At 37.1% G+C, this 18,253-nt stretch carries 31 protein-coding genes; 1 reads left to right on the top strand and 30 read right to left on the bottom strand.

What is annotated here, in order from left to right; translation table 11 throughout:
• Window positions 1-10: 10 nt before the first annotated feature.
• The 28 genes from CD118_RS04060 to rpsJ form a co-directional block, all read right to left on the bottom strand.
• A complete protein-coding gene (locus CD118_RS04060; RefSeq protein ID WP_016426369.1) occupies window positions 11-955 on the bottom strand; it encodes a DNA-directed RNA polymerase subunit alpha in 945 nt (314 codons plus the stop codon).
• A 75-nt stretch (window positions 956-1,030) separates the two neighbouring features.
• Window positions 1,031-1,420, bottom strand: coding sequence for a 30S ribosomal protein S11 (gene rpsK, locus CD118_RS04055; protein WP_014613235.1), 390 nt, complete (start codon window positions 1,418-1,420; stop codon window positions 1,031-1,033).
• A gap of 24 nt (window positions 1,421-1,444) precedes the next feature.
• The gene (rpsM, locus tag CD118_RS04050; RefSeq protein WP_014613234.1) at window positions 1,445-1,810 is read right to left on the bottom strand and encodes a 30S ribosomal protein S13; all 366 of its coding nucleotides are present in this window, start codon (window positions 1,808-1,810) and stop codon (window positions 1,445-1,447) included.
• Window positions 1,811-1,833: 23 nt separating this feature from the next.
• Window positions 1,834-1,947 (bottom strand): 50S ribosomal protein L36, encoded by a 114-nt coding sequence (gene rpmJ, locus CD118_RS04045; protein ID WP_002509257.1) that lies wholly within the window; start codon window positions 1,945-1,947, stop codon window positions 1,834-1,836.
• A 31-nt stretch (window positions 1,948-1,978) separates the two neighbouring features.
• Window positions 1,979-2,197: a translation initiation factor IF-1 gene (gene infA / locus CD118_RS04040; RefSeq protein WP_001118443.1), complete on the bottom strand. Its 219-nt coding sequence runs from the start codon at window positions 2,195-2,197 to the stop codon at window positions 1,979-1,981.
• 158 nt (window positions 2,198-2,355) lie between these two features.
• Window positions 2,356-3,006: an adenylate kinase gene (locus CD118_RS04035; RefSeq protein WP_016426368.1), complete on the bottom strand. Its 651-nt coding sequence runs from the start codon at window positions 3,004-3,006 to the stop codon at window positions 2,356-2,358.
• A 17-nt stretch (window positions 3,007-3,023) separates the two neighbouring features.
• Entirely contained in the window at window positions 3,024-4,316 is a 1,293-nt protein-coding gene (gene secY, locus CD118_RS04030; protein ID WP_016426367.1) for a preprotein translocase subunit SecY, read from the bottom strand.
• A complete protein-coding gene (gene rplO, locus CD118_RS04025) occupies window positions 4,316-4,756 on the bottom strand; it encodes a 50S ribosomal protein L15 (RefSeq protein WP_016426366.1) in 441 nt (146 codons plus the stop codon). Before rplO ends, secY begins: the two co-directional genes overlap by 1 nt.
• A 16-nt stretch (window positions 4,757-4,772) precedes the next feature.
• Window positions 4,773-4,952, bottom strand: a complete 180-nt coding sequence (gene rpmD, locus CD118_RS04020) for a 50S ribosomal protein L30 (protein ID WP_050330247.1) — start codon at window positions 4,950-4,952, stop codon at window positions 4,773-4,775.
• A 16-nt stretch (window positions 4,953-4,968) separates the two neighbouring features.
• Entirely contained in the window at window positions 4,969-5,469 is a 501-nt protein-coding gene (rpsE, locus tag CD118_RS04015) for a 30S ribosomal protein S5 (RefSeq protein WP_016426364.1), read from the bottom strand.
• Between the two features lie 23 nt (window positions 5,470-5,492).
• A complete protein-coding gene (gene rplR, locus CD118_RS04010) occupies window positions 5,493-5,852 on the bottom strand; it encodes a 50S ribosomal protein L18 (RefSeq protein ID WP_050330246.1) in 360 nt (119 codons plus the stop codon).
• 30 nt (window positions 5,853-5,882) lie between these two features.
• Complete coding sequence (gene rplF, locus CD118_RS04005) at window positions 5,883-6,419, bottom strand: 50S ribosomal protein L6 (protein WP_016426362.1); 537 nt, start codon at window positions 6,417-6,419, stop codon at window positions 5,883-5,885.
• A 28-nt stretch (window positions 6,420-6,447) separates the two neighbouring features.
• Window positions 6,448-6,846, bottom strand: coding sequence for a 30S ribosomal protein S8 (gene rpsH / locus CD118_RS04000; RefSeq protein ID WP_014613226.1), 399 nt, complete (start codon window positions 6,844-6,846; stop codon window positions 6,448-6,450).
• 31 nt (window positions 6,847-6,877) lie between these two features.
• Entirely contained in the window at window positions 6,878-7,063 is a 186-nt protein-coding gene (locus CD118_RS03995; protein WP_016426361.1) for a type Z 30S ribosomal protein S14, read from the bottom strand.
• Between the two features lie 21 nt (window positions 7,064-7,084).
• Entirely contained in the window at window positions 7,085-7,624 is a 540-nt protein-coding gene (rplE, locus tag CD118_RS03990) for a 50S ribosomal protein L5 (RefSeq protein WP_016426360.1), read from the bottom strand.
• Between the two features lie 21 nt (window positions 7,625-7,645).
• Window positions 7,646-7,963: a 50S ribosomal protein L24 gene (rplX, locus tag CD118_RS03985; RefSeq protein ID WP_016426359.1), complete on the bottom strand. Its 318-nt coding sequence runs from the start codon at window positions 7,961-7,963 to the stop codon at window positions 7,646-7,648.
• Between the two features lie 42 nt (window positions 7,964-8,005).
• Entirely contained in the window at window positions 8,006-8,374 is a 369-nt protein-coding gene (gene rplN / locus CD118_RS03980) for a 50S ribosomal protein L14 (protein ID WP_016426358.1), read from the bottom strand.
• A gap of 31 nt (window positions 8,375-8,405) precedes the next feature.
• A complete protein-coding gene (gene rpsQ / locus CD118_RS03975) occupies window positions 8,406-8,669 on the bottom strand; it encodes a 30S ribosomal protein S17 (protein WP_016426357.1) in 264 nt (87 codons plus the stop codon).
• Between the two features lie 24 nt (window positions 8,670-8,693).
• Window positions 8,694-8,903: a 50S ribosomal protein L29 gene (rpmC, locus tag CD118_RS03970; RefSeq protein WP_014613220.1), complete on the bottom strand. Its 210-nt coding sequence runs from the start codon at window positions 8,901-8,903 to the stop codon at window positions 8,694-8,696.
• Window positions 8,893-9,327 carry a 50S ribosomal protein L16 gene (gene rplP / locus CD118_RS03965; protein ID WP_016426356.1) on the bottom strand — a complete coding sequence of 145 codons (435 nt, stop codon included), beginning with the start codon at window positions 9,325-9,327 and terminating at the stop codon, window positions 8,893-8,895. Before rplP ends, rpmC begins: the two co-directional genes overlap by 11 nt.
• A 2-nt stretch (window positions 9,328-9,329) precedes the next feature.
• On the bottom strand, window positions 9,330-9,983 hold the full coding sequence (rpsC, locus tag CD118_RS03960; RefSeq protein WP_016426355.1) for a 30S ribosomal protein S3: 654 nt from the start codon (window positions 9,981-9,983) through the stop codon (window positions 9,330-9,332).
• Window positions 9,984-10,006: 23 nt separating this feature from the next.
• A complete protein-coding gene (gene rplV / locus CD118_RS03955) occupies window positions 10,007-10,360 on the bottom strand; it encodes a 50S ribosomal protein L22 (protein WP_016426354.1) in 354 nt (117 codons plus the stop codon).
• Between the two features lie 32 nt (window positions 10,361-10,392).
• Entirely contained in the window at window positions 10,393-10,671 is a 279-nt protein-coding gene (rpsS, locus tag CD118_RS03950; protein WP_014613216.1) for a 30S ribosomal protein S19, read from the bottom strand.
• A gap of 64 nt (window positions 10,672-10,735) precedes the next feature.
• The gene (gene rplB, locus CD118_RS03945) at window positions 10,736-11,569 is read right to left on the bottom strand and encodes a 50S ribosomal protein L2 (RefSeq protein ID WP_016426353.1); all 834 of its coding nucleotides are present in this window, start codon (window positions 11,567-11,569) and stop codon (window positions 10,736-10,738) included.
• A 28-nt stretch (window positions 11,570-11,597) separates the two neighbouring features.
• On the bottom strand, window positions 11,598-11,873 hold the full coding sequence (rplW, locus tag CD118_RS03940; RefSeq protein WP_016426352.1) for a 50S ribosomal protein L23: 276 nt from the start codon (window positions 11,871-11,873) through the stop codon (window positions 11,598-11,600).
• A complete protein-coding gene (gene rplD, locus CD118_RS03935) occupies window positions 11,873-12,496 on the bottom strand; it encodes a 50S ribosomal protein L4 (protein WP_016426351.1) in 624 nt (207 codons plus the stop codon). Before rplD ends, rplW begins: the two co-directional genes overlap by 1 nt.
• Before the next feature lie 26 nt (window positions 12,497-12,522).
• Window positions 12,523-13,182, bottom strand: coding sequence for a 50S ribosomal protein L3 (gene rplC / locus CD118_RS03930; protein ID WP_016426350.1), 660 nt, complete (start codon window positions 13,180-13,182; stop codon window positions 12,523-12,525).
• A gap of 27 nt (window positions 13,183-13,209) precedes the next feature.
• Window positions 13,210-13,518: a 30S ribosomal protein S10 gene (gene rpsJ, locus CD118_RS03925; protein WP_001118667.1), complete on the bottom strand. Its 309-nt coding sequence runs from the start codon at window positions 13,516-13,518 to the stop codon at window positions 13,210-13,212.
• 465 nt (window positions 13,519-13,983) lie between these two features.
• Between rpsJ and CD118_RS03920 the strand changes: the two genes are divergently transcribed.
• Window positions 13,984-14,382, top strand: a complete 399-nt coding sequence (locus CD118_RS03920) for a hypothetical protein (RefSeq protein WP_060829548.1) — start codon at window positions 13,984-13,986, stop codon at window positions 14,380-14,382.
• A gap of 162 nt (window positions 14,383-14,544) precedes the next feature.
• Here CD118_RS03920 and CD118_RS03915 read toward each other — a convergent pair whose 3' ends face one another.
• Window positions 14,545-15,879: an NCS2 family permease gene (locus CD118_RS03915; protein WP_060829547.1), complete on the bottom strand. Its 1,335-nt coding sequence runs from the start codon at window positions 15,877-15,879 to the stop codon at window positions 14,545-14,547.
• A 118-nt stretch (window positions 15,880-15,997) separates the two neighbouring features.
• On the bottom strand, window positions 15,998-18,130 hold the full coding sequence (locus CD118_RS03910; protein ID WP_103356299.1) for a DNA topoisomerase III: 2,133 nt from the start codon (window positions 18,128-18,130) through the stop codon (window positions 15,998-16,000).
• Between the last annotated feature and the right edge of the window lie 123 nt (window positions 18,131-18,253).

Here is an 18,253-nt window from a genome sequence, read left to right as displayed (position 1 = left end):
ACCTCCTTTATCAATCTTCTTTTCTTAGACCTAAACCTAAGTCTTCTAATTTATATTTTACTTCTTCAAGAGACTTGCGACCTAAGTTACGAACTTTCATCATATCAGCCTCTGATTTATCAGCGAGTTCTTGTACAGAGTTGATACCTGCACGTTTAAGACAGTTGTAAGAACGTACAGATAAGTCTAATTCTTCGATAGACATTTCTAATACTTTTTCTTTTTGATCTTCTTCTTTTTCAATCATAATTTCAGCATTTTGTGCTTCATCAGTTAAACCAACAAAGATATTTAAATGCTCAGTCATGATTTTCGCTGCTAATGAAACAGACTCTTGTGGTGTGATTGAACCATCAGTCCATACGTCTAATGTTAATTTATCAAAGTCAGAACTTTGACCCACACGCGTATTTTCCACTGTGTAATTCACACGTTCTACTGGTGAGTACAATGAATCAACTGGAATAACACCGATTGGTAGATCACTTGAGTTGTTTTGATCAGCTAATGCATACCCGCGCCCTGTACTTGCAACTAAACGTAATTTAAGGTGACCACCTTGCGCTACTGTTGCAATTTTAAGATCTGGGTTTAAGATTTCAACATCACTGTCATGTGTGATATCTTTTGCAGTGACTTCGCCTTCTTCTTTAACATCGATTTCAAGTGTTTTATCTTCTTCTGAATATATTTTAAGTGCTAACTTTTTAATATTCATAACAATTGTTGATACGTCTTCAACGACATGATCAATTGCTGAGAATTCGTGTAAAACACCTTCAATTTCGATATATTTAACAGCCGCACCTGGTAATGATGATAGTAGGATACGACGTAAGGAGTTTCCTAGTGTAGTACCGTAACCACGTTCTAGTGGTTCAACAACGAACTTACCGAATTTAGCATCATCACTAACTTCAATTGTCTCAATTCTAGGTTTCTCAATTTCAATCATTTACATATCCTCCTTAAGTACGTCGACTTGCATAAACTTTAAATTCAAGTGATTTGTGACAAAACAAAAATTTAATTATACGCGACGACGTTTTGGTGGACGGCAACCATTATGTGGTACTGGAGTAACGTCTTTAATCGCTGTTACTTCTAAACCTGCTGATTGTAATGCACGGATCGCTGATTCACGACCTGGACCAGGGCCTTTTACAGTTACTTCTACTGATTTTAAACCATGTTCCATTGCTGCTTTTGAAGCTGTTTCAGATGCCATTTGTGCTGCGAATGGAGTAGATTTTTTAGAACCTTTGAAACCAAGCGCACCTGCAGATGACCATGATAAAGCATTACCGAATTCATCTGTAATAGTTACAATTGTATTGTTGAATGTTGAGCGGATGTGTGCCACACCGTTTTCAATATTCTTTTTCACTCTACGTTTACGTGATACTTGTTTACGTGCCATAGTATAATTTGCCTCCTTTACCTATTATTTTTTCTTGTTAGCTACAGTTTTAACTGGGCCTTTACGCGTACGCGCATTGTTTTTAGTTTTTTGACCATTTACTGGTAAACCACGACGGTGGCGGATACCACGGTATGATGAGATTTCCATCAAACGTTTGATGTTTAAGTTTGTTTCACGACGTAAGTCACCTTCAACTTTATAGCCGTCAACAACTTCACGGATACGACCTAATTCATCATCAGTTAAGTCTTTAACACGTGTATCTTCTGAAACGTTTGCTTCTGAAAGGATCTTTTGTGCTGAAGTTTTACCGATACCGTAGATATAAGTTAATGAGATTACTACGCGTTTATCACGTGGGATATCAATTCCTGCAATACGTGCCATTATATTTTACACCTCTCTTTTAATTAACCTTGTTTTTGTTTATGCTTAGGATTTTCACAAATTACCATTACTTTACCTTTACGTTTAATGACTTTACATTTTTCGCAAATTGGTTTTACTGATGGTCTTACTTTCATTTTTAAACCTCCTTCAATGTTGGAGTGACAATTATTTATAACGATATGTGATTCTTCCGCGTGTCAAATCATACGGAGACATTTCTACTGTTACTTTATCGCCAGGTAGAATACGAATATAGTTCATTCGAATTTTACCACTCACATGTGCTAGAATTTCATGACCATTTTCTAATTCTACTTTAAACATTGCGTTTGGTAAAGTATCTAATACTGTACCTTCAAGTTCGATAACGTCTTGTTTTGCCATTGGAATAACGCCTCCTTTTTGTTGTAAGGATGTTGAATATTAACTCAATAATCGCTTGGCTCGTTTCACTTTCAAAATATCGTTATAAAGCCTTATCACAATCAAATACATTTATGATACTAAAGATAACGACTTAAGAAGTGATAACCAAGTCGCTATTATTTTAATGATTCCAAAATATTTATGACGTCTGCTGTAACTTCATCAATATTTCTAGAACCGTCAATATTTTTCAGAACACCTTGTTTGCTGTAAAAATCTAAAATAGGTTTAGATTGTTTTACGTTTACTTTCAAACGATTAGCAACAGTTTCTGGGTTGTCATCTTCACGTTGATAAAGCTTACCACCATCAAGATCACAAACACCTTCAACTTTTGGAGGGTTGAAAACAAGATGATACGTTGTGCCACAAATCTCGCAAATACGACGACCTGTAAGACGATTCATTAATTCCTCTTCTGGCACTTCGATATTCACAACTGCATCAATTGTTCTACCAAGTTCTTCTAGAATAGAATTTAAAGCTTCTGCTTGCTCAATCGTACGAGGAAATCCATCTAATAAGAAACCTTTTTTCGCATCGTCTTCAGAGATACGTTCTTTGACAATACCTACTGTTACTTCATCTGGTACGAGTTCCCCACGATCCATAAATGATTTTGCCTCTTTACCAAGCTCAGTTTCATCTTTAATCGCTTTTCTAAACATATCCCCCGTTGAAATATGAGGAATAGGGTACTTTTTGGTAATCTCAGTCGCTTGAGTCCCTTTACCAGCACCAGGTAATCCCATTAAGATAATGTTCATGAGTGCCCTCCTACATATTATCGTCTACCAAAGCCTTTATATTCTTTTTCATTCACTTGTGCTTCTAAGCTTTTCATTGTCTCAATCGCTACACCGATAACGATGAGTAAGCTTGTTCCACCTAACTGAATGGCTTGAGGTAAGTTCATTACTTTAGTCGCAATAATTGGCAAGATTGCAATGACTGCTAAGAAAATTGAACCTACAAAAGTTAAGCGATAAAGGACTTTCGTAATATATTTTTTAGTTTGTTCACCAGGACGAATTCCTGGAACATAACTGCCTTGCTTCTTAAGATTTTCTGCCATTTTTTCTGGGTTAACTTGGACAAATGCATAAAAATAAGTAAATGCAATGATCAAGATCACATAGACAACCATACCCATATTATTAGATGGGTCTGCATAGTTCCCCACTTTTTGTGCCCAATCTGCTTTTGGGAAAATCAATGTTAACGTTCTTGGCAATAAGAAGAATGCCATAGAAAAGATAACTGGAATAACCCCTGCAGAGTTCACTTTTAACGGTAAGTACGTTGCTTGTGAACCAAGTCGCATGTTGGATTGTTTTTTTGCATATTGAATCGGTATTTTACGAATGGCTTGTAAAACATATACAGCCCCAACAGTAAGTAAAATCATACCTAATACGAGACCGCCTACTTTTAACCAAGCAAGTGTCACATCATCTTGACCGATAAATTCTTGTTGATAGAATTGGATCAAGGCAGATGGAAGTGTAGATAAAATACCTGCAAAGATAATGATAGAAATACCATTACCCACACCATATTGTGTGATTTGTTCACCCAACCACATTAAAAACGCAGTTCCTGCTGTAAGCACTACTGCAATAAGCAAATAAGACATTACACTTTGCTCTTTAATAAGAGTTCCGTTCAAATAGTTATTGAACTGAAACGCCATACCAATGGACTGAATAAATGCTAAAACAATTGTAAAATAACGCGTAAAGTTAGTTAACTTCTTACGTCCTGTTTCACCTTGTTTTGCCCATTCAGTAAACTTCGGTACAATGTCCATCTGCAACAATTGTACTACGATAGAAGCAGTGATGTAGGGCATGATTCCCATTGCGAAAATGGAAAAGTTCTTCAAGGCTCCGCCACCAAACGTGTTTAACAAGTCAGTGACGCCTTGAGAACCTTGTCGATTATCAAAAGCTTCTGGATTAACACCAGGTGCTGGGATGTACGTACCTATTTTGAAAATGACTAACATTGCAAGAGTAAAAAGTATCTTGTTACGAACTTCTTTTGTTTTGAAAAAGTTCACAAGCGTGTGAAACATTAGATCACCTCGTGTGCTCCGCCTTTCGCTTCAATAGCGTCCTTAGCTGATGCTGAGAATTTATGCGCTTTGACAGATAATTTCTTTTCTAATGAACCATTACCTAAAACTTTAATGCCAGATTTTTCACTTTTAACTACGCCTGTTTCGATTAATAATTCAGGTGTTACCTCAGTACCATCTTCAAATTTGTTAAGTTGGTCTAAGTTAACGATAGCATATTCTTTACGATTAATGTTTGTGAAACCACGTTTAGGAATACGACGGAATAATGGTAATTGACCACCTTCGAAACCTGGTCTTACGCCACCACCTGAACGTGCTTTTTGACCTTTTTGACCACGACCACTAGTTTTACCGTTACCTGTAGCCGCACCACGACCTACACGGTTACGTACTTTACGTGAGCCTTCTGATGGTTTTAATTCATGTAATTTCATTTTGGCACCTCCTTAATTATTTTTCTTCTACTGATACTAAGTGACTTACTTTGTTGATTTGTCCACGAATTGCTGGGTTGTCCTCAACGATAACAGAAGAATGGATCTTGTTTAGACCTAAAGCTTTAACTGTTTTACGTTGTGTTTCTGGACGCCCGATAACGCTTCGAGTGAGGGTGATTTGTATTTTAGCCATTTAAATGTTTCCCTCCTTAATTATAAAGTTCTTCTACTGATTTACCACGTAAACGGGCAACATCTTCAGCATTTTTTAAGTTTTGTAAACCATCAATTGTTGCGCGCACCATGTTGATTGGTGTGTTTGAACCTAAAGATTTACTTAAAATGTCAGTAATACCTGCAAGTTCTAATACGGCACGAACTGGGCCACCTGCGATAACACCAGTACCAGGTGCTGCTGGTTTCATTAAAACACTTCCTGAACCAAAACGTCCAGTAATTGTGTGTGGTGTTGTACCATCAACACGTGTTACAGTGATAAGATTTTTCTTCGCTGCTTCAACTGCTTTTTTGATTGCTTCAGGTACCTCTTGTGCTTTACCAGTACCGAATCCAACGCGACCATTTTTGTCACCTACTACTACAAGTGCAGTAAAACGGAAACGACGACCACCTTTTACTACTTTAGCAACACGGTTAATCGTAACTACGCGTTCTTCAAATTCTTTAACTTCTTCTTCTCTACGAGCCATTATATATTGTCCCTCCTTTTAAATTAAAATTGAAGTCCATTTTCACGAGCTGCATCTGCTAATGCTTTCACACGGCCGTGGAATAAGTATCCTCCACGATCAAATACAACTGCTTCGATTCCTTTTTCGCTTGCTTTTTTAGCAATTGCTTCACCGACTTTAGATGCTAATTCAACTTTTGTAGCTGAAGCGTCTGCATCAACGTCTTTAGTAGAAGCTTGTGCTAAAGTTACGCCTTTAGTATCATCAATGATTTGTGCATAGATGTGTTTGTTTGAACGATATACGTTTAGACGTGGCTTTTCGCTAGTACCTGACAATTTCGTACGAACGCGTGCATGTCTTTTTAAACGTACTTTGTTTTTATCAATTTTGCTGATCATGTCAATACTCCTTTCTGTAGAGTTTATTTATTATTTACCAGTTTTACCTTCTTTACGACGAACATATTCGCCTTGGTAACGAATACCTTTACCTTTATAAGGTTCTGGTGGACGAACGTCACGAATTTTAGATGCTGTTGCACCTACTAATTCTTTATCGATACCTTCAACCTTAACAGTTGTGTTTTTATCTACTGAGAAAGTAATGCCTTCAGCAGCTTCGATTTCAACTGGGTGAGAGTAACCAACGTTTAATACAAGATTTTTACCTTGTACTTGAGCACGGTAACCTACACCGATAAGTTCAAGTGATTTTTCGTATCCTTTAGATACACCTTGTACCATGTTATTGATTAACGCACGAGTTGTACCATGAACAGTTCTGTGTTCTTTAGAATCTGATGGTCTAACAACTTCAAGTGTGTTTTCTTCTTGTTTGTAAGTCATTTCTTCATTTAAAGTTCGTGATAATTCACCTTTAGGCCCTTTAACTGAAACTGTATTACCTTCGATAGTTACAGTAACGTCGCTAGGGATTTCGATAATTTTTTTACCAACACGGCTCATGCTATGGCACCTCCTTATTTATTATATCTTACCAAATGTATGCTAATACTTCTCCACCAACATTACGTTTTCTTGCTTCTTTATCAGTAATTACACCTTCAGAAGTAGAAACTAATGCGATACCTAAACCATTTAATACTTTAGGTACTTCGTTTGCTTTCGCATATACACGTAAACCAGGTTTAGAAATACGTTTTAAGCCTGTAATAACACGCTCGTTGTTTGAACCATATTTTAAGAATAAACGGATAACACCTTGTTTATCATCTTCGATATATTCTACATTTTTGATGAAACCTTCGTTTTTAAGGATTTCAGCAATTTCTTTTTTAATATTTGATGCAGGTAATTCTAATTTTTCGTGACGCACCATGTTTGCGTTTCTTACACGAGTAAGCATATCTGCAATTGGATCTGACAATGTCATAGTTTGTTGCCTCCTTTCAAGAGTTAAATTTTTACCAGCTAGCTTTACGTACGCCAGGAATTTGACCTTTGTAAGCTAATTCACGGAAACAAATACGGCAAAGTTTAAATTTACGAAATACAGAATGTGGGCGACCACATTGTTCACAACGTGTATATTCACGAACTTGGAACTTTTGTTCACGTTGTTGTTTAGCAACCATTGATTTTTTAGCCATTTAATTCGCCTCCTTCAGAAATTATTTTTGAAACGGCATACCGAATTGAGTTAATAATTCGCGCGCTTCTTCGTCTGTATTAGCAGTAGTAACAATAACGATATCCATACCACGTACTTTTGATACTTTATCGTAGTCAATCTCAGGGAAGATTAATTGTTCTTTAACACCTAAAGTGTAGTTACCGCGACCGTCAAATGCGTTTTTAGAAACACCACGGAAGTCACGTACACGTGGAAGTGATACTGAGATTAATTTATCTAGGAATTCATACATTCTTTCGCCACGTAAAGTTACTTTTGCACCGATTGGCATACCTTCACGTAAACGGAATGTTGCAACTGATTTTTTCGCTTTAGTGATTAATGGTTTTTGACCAGTGATTGCAGTTAATTCCTCAACAGCGTTATCTAAAACTTTTGAGTTTTGTACTGCGTCACCAACACCCATGTTCACAACGATCTTTTCGATTTTTGGTACTTCCATTACTGAACTGTAGTTAAATTTCTTAACTAAGTTTTCAGTAACTTCTGAGTTAAATTTTTCTTTTAAACGGTTCAAAGTGGATCCTCCTTTCAACTATTATGAATTAGACTTGATTTCTTCGCCAGATTTTTTAGCGATTCTTACTTTTTTACCATCGACAAATTTGTATCCAACACGAGTTGGTTCGTTTGTTTTAGGGTCTAATATTTGTACATTAGAAACGTGAATTGCTGCTTCAGTTTCTAAGATTCCACCTTCAGGATTAAATTGAGTTGGTTTTTGGTGTTTTTTAACGATGTTTACACCTTCCACAACGACACGGTCTTTTTTAGGTTCAGTTGCTACAACTTTACCAGTTTTACCTTTGTCTTTACCTGCGATAACGATTACGTTGTCACCTTTTTTGATATGCATGTGGGCACCTCCTTAAGATTTATGATTATTATTTACGATTAATTATAGTACTTCTGGTGCAAGGGAAACGATTTTCATAAAGTTTCCTTCACGTAATTCACGCGCTACTGGACCAAAGATACGTGTACCACGTGGTCCTTTGTCATCACGAATTACAACACATGCATTTTCATCAAATTTGATGTATGAACCGTCTTTACGACGTACACCTGATTTAGTACGTACGACAACAGCTTTAACAACATCGCCTTTCTTAACAACGCCTCCAGGTGTAGCATTTTTAACAGTAGCTACAATAACGTCACCGATGTTAGCAGTTTTACGGCCAGATCCACCTAATACTTTGATTGTAAGTACTTCACGAGCACCAGAGTTGTCTGCTACTTTTAAGCGTGTTTCTTGTTGTATCATGATTAAACCTCCCTTATCTTTTAAATAGTCATTAAATAATTACTGATTCTTCGACGATTTCTACTAAACGGAAACGTTTTGTCGCTGATAAAGGACGAGTTTCTTGGATTCTAACGATATCTCCGATTTTAGCTGTATTGTTTTCGTCATGTGTTTTATATTTTTTAGAGTATTTTACACGTTTACCATATAGTTTGTGTGTTTTATATGTTTCAACTAAAACAGTGATTGTTTTGTCCATTTTATCTGAAACAACTTTACCAACGTAAACTTTACGATCATTTCTTTCGCTCACTTTAGTAACCTCCTCTTTCAATCATTATTGGTTTGCTTTACCTTGTTCTAATTCTCTTTCACGTGCAACAGTTTTTAGACGTGCAATTGTTTTTCTTACTGTTTTAATGCGTGCCGTCTCTTCTAATTGACCTGTAGCTAATTGAAAGCGTAGGTTAAAAAGCTCTTCTTTTGAAGATTTGATTTGCTCTTCGATTTCTGAAGTGGTTAAGTCTCTAATTTCCTTAGCTTTCATTTGTTTCACCACCCAATTCTTCACGTTTTACAAACTTCGTTTTAACTGGAAGTTTGTGACTCGCTAAACGTAATGCTTCACGCGCAACTTCTTCAGATACGCCTGCAACTTCAAATAAAATTCTACCTGGTTTTACTACTGCAATCCAGCCTTCAACCGCACCTTTACCAGCACCCATACGTACTTCTAAAGGTTTTTGTGTATATGGAGTGTGAGGGAAGATTTTAATCCAAACTTTCCCGCCACGTTTCATGTAACGTGTCATAGCAATACGAGCTGATTCGATTTGACGAGATGTGATCCATGAAGTTGTTGTTGCTTGAAGACCAAACTCACCGAATGTTACAAAGTTACCGCCTTTTGAACGACCCTTAGTGTCAGGACGATGTTGACGACGATATTTTACACGCTTTGGTAGTAACATAATTATTTTCCTCCTTCACTATTTTTCTTAGTAGGAAGAACTTCACCACGATAAATCCATACTTTAACACCTAACTTACCATAAGTTGTGTCAGCTTCTGCATGTGCATAATCGATGTCTGCACGTAAAGTATGAAGTGGTACAGTTCCTTCTGAGTATTGTTCAGCACGTGCGATGTCTGCACCGCCTAAACGACCTGAAACTTGAGTTTTGATACCTTTAGCACCTAATTTCATTGCTCTTCCGATAGCTTGTTTTTGAACACGACGGAATGAAGCACGGTTTTCTAATTGACGTGCAATGTTTTCAGCAACTAAACGTGCATCAAGATCAACTTTCTTGATTTCAATAACATTGATGTGAACTTTTTTATCAGTTAATTGATTTAATTTGTTACGAAGTTTTTCGATTTCAGAACCGCCTTTACCGATAACCATACCTGGTTTACCAGTATGAATTGCGATGTTGATGCGGTTAGCAGCACGCTCAATCTCAACGTGAGATACTGAAGCGTCTTTTAATGCGTTATCAATAAATTTACGAATTTTTAAATCTTCATGTAAAAGTGATGCGAAATCTTTCTCTGCGAACCATTTCGCTTCCCAGTCACGGATAATACCAACACGAAGACCGATTGGATTAATTTTTTGACCCACGGTATTCCCTCCTTAATATTTGATTAAGCTTCTTGAGCTTCCTCTTTACCATCACTCACTACGATTGTGATGTGGCTTGTTCTTTTGTTAATTGCGCTTGCACGTCCTTGCGCACGTGGACGGAAACGTTTTAATGTTGGTCCTTCGTTAGCATATGCTTCTTTAACAACTAATTCATCTGTGTTCATGCCATAGTTGTGCTCTGCATTAGCTAAAGCGGACATTAATAATTTTTCTACTACTGGAGAAGAAGCTTTGTTTGTTAATTTTAAAATCGCTACTGCTTCTCTAACATCTTTTCCTCGGATTAGGTCTAATACTAATCTTACTTTACGAGGTGCGATTCTGATCGTTCTAGCAACCGCTTTTGCTTCCATTCGTTTTTCCTCCTCTACTCATTAAAAATTGTTTATCTTCTTGTTTTCTTATCGTCTGCAGCATGTCCTTTGAATGTACGTGTTGGAGCAAATTCACCTAATTTGTGTCCAACCATATCTTCAGTTACATATACAGGTACATGTTTACGTCCATCGTATACAGCAAATGTGTGCCCAATAAAGTTTGGGAAAATTGTTGAACGACGTGACCATGTTTTAATTACTTGCTTTTTCTCGCTATCGCCTTGAGCTTCCACTTTTTTCATTAAGTGATCATCGACGAAAGGTCCCTTTTTAATACTACGAGCCATAGTGGCGCCTCCTTTCTTATTATGTGCGTGCAGCGATTACGCCGCACACCCAAATAAGCTATTTTTATTTTCTCTTACGTCCACGTACGATAAGTTTATCAGAACGTTTTTTACCACGACGAGTTTTCTTACCAAGCGTAGGTTTACCCCATGGTGACATTGGTGATGGACGACCGATTGGTGCGCGACCTTCACCACCACCGTGTGGGTGATCGTTAGGGTTCATTACAGAACCACGAACTGTTGGGCGTTTACCTAACCATCTAGATTTACCAGCTTTACCAACGTTAACAAGTTCGTGTTGTAAGTTACCAACTTGACCGATTGTTGCACGGCAAGTTGAAAGAATCATACGTACTTCACCAGAGCGAAGTCTTACAAGTACATATTTACCTTCTTTACCAAGTACTTGTGCGCTTGCACCTGCTGAACGAGCAAGTTGACCGCCACGTCCTGGTTTTAATTCGATGTTGTGAATAACTGTACCGACTGGAATGTCTTTTAATTGAAGTGCGTTACCAACTTTGATGTCAGCTTCTGAACCACTTTCAATGACTTGACCTACTTCTAAGCCTTTAGGTGCGATAATGTAGCGTTTTTCACCATCTGCATAGACGATTAAAGCAATGTTTGCTGATCTGTTTGGATCATATTGGATTGAATCCACTTTACCTGGAATTCCATCTTTGTTACGTTTGAAATCAATAACACGGTATTGACGTTTGTGACCGCCACCATGGTGACGTACCGTCAATTTACCTTGGTTGTTACGACCCGCTTTTTTCGGTAGCGGTTGTAATAATGACTTTTCAGGTTCAGATTTTGTGATCTCAGCAAAATCTAATGTAGTCATATTACGACGACCATTAGTAATTGGCTTATAATGTTTAAGAGCCATTGTCGCTTACCTCCTTATTGGTATGTTTTTAGTTGAATAAGTCGATTTGACCTTCTTTAAGTGTCACAATCGCTTTACGGCGTTTGTTTGTATAGCCTTGGTAACGGCCCATACGTTTTTTCTTTGGTTTATAGTTGATGATGTTAACATTTGCAACTTTAACTTCAAAGATTTCTTCTACTGCTTTTTTAACTTGAGTTTTGTTCGCACGAACATCTACATCAAAAGTATATTTATCTTCAGCCATTGCTGCAGATGATTTCTCAGTGATTACGGGGCGCTTTAGAATATCTCTAGCTTCCATTATCCGAGCACCTCCTCAACTTTTTTAGCTGCTTCTTGAGTGATTAATACGCTATCAGCGTGTGTTAAATCTAAAACATTTAAACCTTCTGGTGTTGTGATTTGTACGCCAGGAATGTTACGTGCTGATAATTCAACATTCACATCTTCTCCAACTGTTACAACCAACACTTTTTTAGGTAGCTCTAAATTTGTTAAAGTTGTTTTGAATTCTTTTGTTTTTGGTGCTTCTAAGTTAAAGCTGTCCACAATTTTGAATTCATTTTCTTTAACTTTGTAAGAAATTGCAGAACGTAATGCTAAACGACGCATTTTCTTAGGCATTTTGTATGCGTAGCTTCTTGGTGTTGGACCGAATACGACACCACCACCACGCCATTGAGGAGCGCGAATTGTACCTTGACGCGCACGTCCTGTACCTTTTTGTCTCCATGGTTTACGTCCACCGCCACGTACTGCTGAACGGTTTTTTACCGCATGTGTACCTTGACGTAATGAAGCACGTTGTAAGTTAATTGCTTCAAATAAAACTTCATTATTAGGTTCGATTGCAAATACTGCATCGCTAAGTTCTACTGAACCTGCTTTTGAACCATCAACTTTGAATACATCATAATTTGCCATTATGCATTTCCTCCTTTCGCTACGATTTATTTGTTAGCTTTAATTGCTGATTGGATTTGAACAAAACCTTTTTTAGGACCAGGTACGTTACCTTTAACTAAAATTACGTTGTTTTCCGTATCGACTTGAACAACTTCTAAGTTTTGAACAGTTACTGTATTACCACCCATACGGCCTGGTAATTTTTGCCCTTTAAATACACGTGATGCGTCTGAAGCCATACCGATAGAACCTGGCGCTCTATGGAAGTGTGAACCGTGAGACATTGGTCCGCGAGCTTGATTATGGCGTTTGATTGCACCTTGGAAACCTTTACCTTTTGAAGTTCCTGTTACATCAATGATGTCTCCAACTTCAAATGTATCTACTGAGACTTCTTGACCTACTTCGTATTCGTCAACATTAACGTTTCTGAATTCACGAATGAAGCGCTTAGGTGCTGTGTCAGCTTTTTTAGCGTGACCTTCAGCTGGTTTATTCGCATATTTGTTTGTTTTTCTATCTTTTTTGTATGCTTCTTTGTTTTCAAAACCGATTTGGATTGCGTTGTAACCGTCAACCTCAACCGTTTTCTTTTGTAATACTACATTTTCTTTTGCTTCTACTACAGTTACTGGGATCAAGTCGCCGTTTTCACCGAAAACTTGAGTCATCCCAATTTTTCTTCCTAAGATTCCTTTGGTCATCGAAAGTCCACCTCCTAAAATTTTCTATTATAATTTAATTTCGATGTCTACACCTGATGGTAAGTTTAAGCCCATAAGCGCGTCAACTGTTTTTGGCGTAGGATTAACAATATCGATTAAACGTTTATGTGTACGTTGTTCGAATTGTTCACGAGAATCTTTATACTTATGAACCGCACGAATAATTGTGTAAACTGATTTTTCTGTTGGTAATGGAATTGGACCAGAAACATCCGCTCCAGAACGTTTTGCAGTTTCAACAATTTTCTCAGCTGATTGATCAATCACACGGTGATCATAAGCTTTTAATCTAATTCTGATTTTTTGTTTTGCCATAATTTACCCTCCTTATACGTCTTCATTAAAGTGATAGACTTCTCCACGAAAACTATCTCACACAACGCCATGGCAAAGCGGCCGGGTGTGTCAGTAACCTTTCGCTTCATCGCATTTAAAGTCCAACATTAGACATGATACATGAAAACCGTTGACTTGGCAACCATTTCCCTAAAGTTTTTTATGTCTAATTCACATACCATGTTATTTTACTTGAAATACGGCTTAAGTTCAATAGTTTGAAAGAATTTTTTTCGTTATCATAGAGATAGTTTTTGTGAGTCATTGGATTACAGTTTATAATAGAAGAAAATGATCTTCACTGATAGATCATCATTTTTAAGTGTAGTTATTATTTCTGGTGAATCACTTGTGCGGTGTATGTAAAATGCTTAAACTTAAAGTTTTTTATTTAATGAGTGAGCCAGATTTGTCACTTCTTTTTAAAGATAGGAGGTGAATCGAGTGACTAAAAATTCTAAAACAGCCTTAATTATTCTTGCGCTAATTGCTTTAGTTTCTGAATTTATTGCTGGTTTCCCATTTTTTGGAGGCTGGTATGTATTAGCTTTAGGATGGCAGCCATTAGCTTTTAATGCTTTTATTTATTTGGTGATGGTTTTAATCTTTATCTTTGGTCAACAAAATACGATACGTCCTATGCTTTTAATTCCAGCATTTGGTATCGTAGCGAATGGTATCGCTATTATCCCTGTCATCGGCATGGTTTTACACTGGATTATGTTAATTTTGCTTATCTTTTTCCTTATGATCGTATTAGTCTCTCCAGTGTATATTCGTAACGCTAAAGCTACTGTGATTTACACAGATGAAAATCAAAATAAAACACAACACAATAAGTAATCTAAGTCATTATTTGAAGTATGTAAGCATACTTATAATTGTCAATGATTAGATATATACTTTAAATTTAAAACCTAAAAAAAGAAGTTAGATACATGAACAAGTCAAGCCTGTTCGTTCTAACTTCTTTTATATATATACTTATATATCAATCTATTGAGTTTATCCGTGAACAAATACAAAATATAGAATAAAGATAACCAATAAACCGTACATAATAGGATGGACTTCTTTATGACGTTTCGTTAATAACATTGTAATAGGATAGAAAATGAAGCCACACGCAATCCCTGTCGCAATAGAATAAGATAAAGGCATCATAATAATTGTGACGAAAGCTGGCACTGCAACTTCAAATCGTTTCCAACTAATTTCCGCTAGACTGGAAGCCATCAATACCCCTACAACAACGAGTGCAGGTGTCGTTACTGCTGGTGTGACTACAGCCATTAGCGGGTTAAAGAACAACGCAAGAAGGAAACAAAAGCCTGTAACAATACTTGCAAAACCTGTCCGAGCCCCTACTGCTACGCCTGATGTCGATTCAATATAAGAAGTCGTCGTTGTTGTACCAAAAATAGCACCTGTCATCGTCGCAAGTGAGTCTGAAAACAACGCTCTCCCTGCACGAGGTAACTTGTTATTTTTCATGATACCTGCTTGTGAAGCGACGGCAACAATCGTTCCCGCAGTATCAAAGAAATCAATAAATAAAAATGTTAGGATGACAATTAAAAACTGGATTGTAAATAATTGTGATGGATCTTGAAATGATTCAAAAGCAGCACCAAATGTAGGCGCAATGCTAGGTACCTTACCTAAGACCGCATGTGGTGGTGCGATTTGTTGTGTCACTAAACCAGCAATCGCTGTGACTACCATACCAATAAATATTGCGCCTGGTACTTTCTTTGCATAAAGTACAACGGTAACGATAATCCCCACGATAGCAAGTAAAACGTTAGGGTCAGTGATTTTTCCTAGTGTTACAAGTGTCGCATCTTGATTTTTAATAATTCCTGAACTTTGTAATCCTACAAAGGTAATAAAAAGACCAATCCCTGCCGACACTGCCATCTTCATTTCATATGGGATGGCATTAATAATGGTTTCTCGCAATCCAGTTGCTGTTAGAATCGCAAAAATAAATCCAGAGAAGAACACACCTGTTAAACCTGTTTGCCATGGAATCCCCATTGTTAACACGACAGTAAAGGCAAAAAAGGCGTTCAATCCCATGCCCGGTGCAAGTGCAATAGGATATTTTGCAATGAGTCCCATAAATAAACAGCCTACAAATGCTGCTAATGCAGTCGCAACAAATACCGCACCTTGATCCATTTTTTGATCAGCTGGAACACCATCCACCCCTGCTAAACTTAAAACTTGTGGATTAACAGCTAAGATGTATGCCATTGATAAGAAAGTCGTCAAGCCACCTAGAATCTCTCGTTTATAATTCGTTTGATTCTCGTCAAAACGGAAATAATTTCTCACTTTAAATTTCTCCTTTTAATGAAATACTTTAACATTTTAATACGATTACTCACGAATTTCAATATGAGAAACGAACTTTAATTGATAAAATTAGATTTTTGTTCGATTTTTAGCTTACTTATAAGTTTAAACCTTTCAATGCATCTTTGAATGGATTGTTTTCCAACGTATCCTCTTTCATATACTTTTTCATATCTTTTCTATTTACTTTATCTTTGCCTTTATTTTTAAATCTTTTATCCATTTGCACTTGCGATTCAGTATAGCCACACGAACAACGATACGTTGCTTGTTTACCTGTACCAAATTTAGTCAAACGTTTTTTACATTGCGGGCAACGCGCTTTGGTTTGTGTTTTAACATCTTTTTTAGTTTTACATGATGGGTCTTGACAGACGAGCATTGAGCCGTTTTTCGTTTTTACTTTTAACATAAACTTTCCACATGTCGGACATTCTGCAGCTGTTAAATTATCATGCTTATATTTTTGTTCACTCGATTTAATCGTATGAATGATTTCATTTGTAAAAGCTTTCATTTCTTGAATAAACTGTTTGCGTTGATACTGCCCCTTTTCAATTTGAAGCAGTTTATCTTCCCATTGCGCCGTTAAGCGTGGCGATGTAAGTGATTCAGGCGCTAAATCTAATATTTGCTTTCCTTTAGACGTGACCTTAATTTTTCCGTCTTGACTTTCAATTGCGTTCATATGAAAAAGTTTATCTATAATATCCGCACGTGTTGCCACTGTACCGATACCGCCAGTCACTTTAAGTGTTTGTGCTGATTTTTTATCTTTTAAATCAAAGTATTTATCTGGTCGTTCCATCGCTTTTAATAGAGAGCCTTCATTAAAATAAGGTGGCGCTGATGTTTCGTGCGTTTTAATAACATATTCATTCACGGTTAACTGTTCACCTTGCTCAAACTGAATTACCGGATGGCTCGTATCTACATTTTCTTGTAAAGCCTTAAAGCCCATGTCTATCGTTTCTTTGGATTTATACAGAAACGTTTTGCCCATGAGTTCTATTTCGACTTGTGTTTCTCTATAGCGATAAGGAGCAGATAAAGCTTCCAAAAAGCGCTGAACAATCAATAGATAAATTTTCTTTTCTTGTGTTGATAAATCTGCCATGTTTGCGCGTACTTCTGTAGGTATAATGGCGTGGTGATCAGATACTTTTTGATTATTTACAAAAGACGATTGTTTCGTGTAACGTTGATTCATCAGTCCGCGCGCATGCGGTTGATATTCTGTTCCCATTGTCGCCTGTATACGCTCTTTTAAAGTATCTACCATGTCTGTTGTTAAGTAACTTGAATCTGTACGCGGATATGTGACAAGTTTATGCCGTTCATAAAGTTGTTGTAGTGTGTTCAATGTCTGTTTTGCGCCTAAACGATAGCGTTGATAAGCGGCTTGTTGTAAATCTGTTAAATTAAACAACGGCGCCGGATATGTTTTCTTCTCTCTCGTTACGACTTTTTTCACGAGCGCTTGCGCATGATTCACTTTTTGAGCTAGTTTTTCTAATTGTGCACGTTCATATATCCGCTTCTCATGCTGATAGACAAACGTTGCCCCTTTCACATTGATTTCAAGCGTATAATACTGTTGCGGCTTAAAATGCTTAATCTCTTCTTGTCTCATTGCTACTAACTGAATAGTAGGCGTCTGAACACGGCCTAGTGAGAGTTGGGCATCATACTTCGTTGTTAATGCACGTGTTGCATTAATTCCGACAATCCAGTCAGCTTCACTTCTTGCTAATGCCGCTTGATAAAGGTCACTGTATGCTCGACCATCTTTCAATTTTTTAAAGCCTTCTTTAATTGCTTTGGTTGTTACTGAACTGATCCATAAACGCTTGATTGGTTTTTTAACATGAGCTTTTTCAATAATTAAGCGTGCAACTAACTCCCCTTCGCGTCCAGCATCTGTGGCAATAATTATTTCATTGACATCATTTCTTTTCATCAAATGTTGAACCGTGTTGAATTGTTTTCTCGTTTTACCAATGACAACAGTTTTCATATGCTTCGGTATAATAGGTAAATCATTCAATTGCCAGCGTTCATATTTTTTATCATATTGCTCTGGTGTTGCATTTGTCACAAGGTGACCTAATGCCCAGGTCACAATATAACGTTGATTCTCAAAGTAACCTTCTTTCTTTGAGTTAACACCTAGCGCTTGTGCAATGTCGCGCCCTACTGAGGGCTTTTCTGCTAAAATGAGTGACTTCATTAATTGTTCATTCCTCCATCAAAAAACACTTCTTCATTTTTATTGTAACACGCCCTATCAAAATTTATAGAAAAGGTTGAGCTCGTTTCAAATGTCTCACATTCATCCTTCATAACTATTAAA

The organism is Staphylococcus coagulans (genome assembly GCF_002901995.1).
Taxonomy (GTDB): Bacteria; Bacillota; Bacilli; order Staphylococcales; family Staphylococcaceae; genus Staphylococcus; species Staphylococcus coagulans.
This window is presented reverse-complemented; position numbering and strand designations above follow the sequence as displayed.

Bases quoted from the DNA above. Each gene is read 5' to 3' on its own strand.
- rpsH (WP_014613226.1), bottom strand. From the start codon at position 6,846: ATGACATTGTCAGATCCAATTGCAGATATGCTTACTCGTGTAAGAAAC.
- rplW (WP_016426352.1), bottom strand. From the start codon at position 11,873: ATGGAAGCTAGAGATATTCTAAAGCGCCCCGTAATCACTGAGAAATCA.
- rplX (WP_016426359.1), bottom strand. From the start codon at position 7,963: ATGCATATCAAAAAAGGTGACAACGTAATCGTTATCGCAGGTAAAGAC.
- CD118_RS04035 (WP_016426368.1), bottom strand. From the start codon at position 3,006: ATGAACATTATCTTAATGGGATTACCTGGTGCTGGTAAAGGGACTCAA.
- rplC (WP_016426350.1), bottom strand. From the start codon at position 13,182: ATGACCAAAGGAATCTTAGGAAGAAAAATTGGGATGACTCAAGTTTTC.
- CD118_RS04060 (WP_016426369.1), bottom strand. From the start codon at position 955: ATGATTGAAATTGAGAAACCTAGAATTGAGACAATTGAAGTTAGTGAT.
- rpsK (WP_014613235.1), bottom strand. From the start codon at position 1,420: ATGGCACGTAAACAAGTATCACGTAAACGTAGAGTGAAAAAGAATATT.
- rplO (WP_016426366.1), bottom strand. From the start codon at position 4,756: ATGAAATTACATGAATTAAAACCATCAGAAGGCTCACGTAAAGTACGT.
- rpmJ (WP_002509257.1), bottom strand. From the start codon at position 1,947: ATGAAAGTAAGACCATCAGTAAAACCAATTTGCGAAAAATGTAAAGTC.
- rplP (WP_016426356.1), bottom strand. From the start codon at position 9,327: ATGTTACTACCAAAGCGTGTAAAATATCGTCGTCAACATCGTCCTGAC.
- rplV (WP_016426354.1), bottom strand. From the start codon at position 10,360: ATGGAAGCAAAAGCGGTTGCTAGAACGATCAGAATCGCACCTCGTAAA.
- rpmC (WP_014613220.1), bottom strand. From the start codon at position 8,903: ATGAAAGCTAAGGAAATTAGAGACTTAACCACTTCAGAAATCGAAGAG.
- rplD (WP_016426351.1), bottom strand. From the start codon at position 12,496: ATGGCAAATTATGATGTATTCAAAGTTGATGGTTCAAAAGCAGGTTCA.
- CD118_RS03995 (WP_016426361.1), bottom strand. From the start codon at position 7,063: ATGGCTAAAAAATCAATGGTTGCTAAACAACAACGTGAACAAAAGTTC.
- infA (WP_001118443.1), bottom strand. From the start codon at position 2,197: ATGGCAAAACAAGACGTTATCGAACTTGAAGGTACAGTATTAGATACT.
- CD118_RS03910 (WP_103356299.1), bottom strand. From the start codon at position 18,130: ATGAAGTCACTCATTTTAGCAGAAAAGCCCTCAGTAGGGCGCGACATT.
- rpsM (WP_014613234.1), bottom strand. From the start codon at position 1,810: ATGGCACGTATTGCAGGAATTGATATCCCACGTGATAAACGCGTAGTA.
- secY (WP_016426367.1), bottom strand. From the start codon at position 4,316: ATGTTTCACACGCTTGTGAACTTTTTCAAAACAAAAGAAGTTCGTAAC.
- rplN (WP_016426358.1), bottom strand. From the start codon at position 8,374: ATGATACAACAAGAAACACGCTTAAAAGTAGCAGACAACTCTGGTGCT.
- rpsJ (WP_001118667.1), bottom strand. From the start codon at position 13,518: ATGGCAAAACAAAAAATCAGAATTAGATTAAAAGCTTATGATCACCGT.
- rplR (WP_050330246.1), bottom strand. From the start codon at position 5,852: ATGATCAGCAAAATTGATAAAAACAAAGTACGTTTAAAAAGACATGCA.
- rpsS (WP_014613216.1), bottom strand. From the start codon at position 10,671: ATGGCTCGTAGTATTAAAAAGGGACCTTTCGTCGATGATCACTTAATG.
- rpsE (WP_016426364.1), bottom strand. From the start codon at position 5,469: ATGGCTCGTAGAGAAGAAGAAGTTAAAGAATTTGAAGAACGCGTAGTT.
- rplB (WP_016426353.1), bottom strand. From the start codon at position 11,569: ATGGCTCTTAAACATTATAAGCCAATTACTAATGGTCGTCGTAATATG.
- rplF (WP_016426362.1), bottom strand. From the start codon at position 6,419: ATGAGCCGTGTTGGTAAAAAAATTATCGAAATCCCTAGCGACGTTACT.
- rpmD (WP_050330247.1), bottom strand. From the start codon at position 4,952: ATGGCTAAAATACAAATCACCCTCACTCGAAGCGTTATCGGGCGTCCA.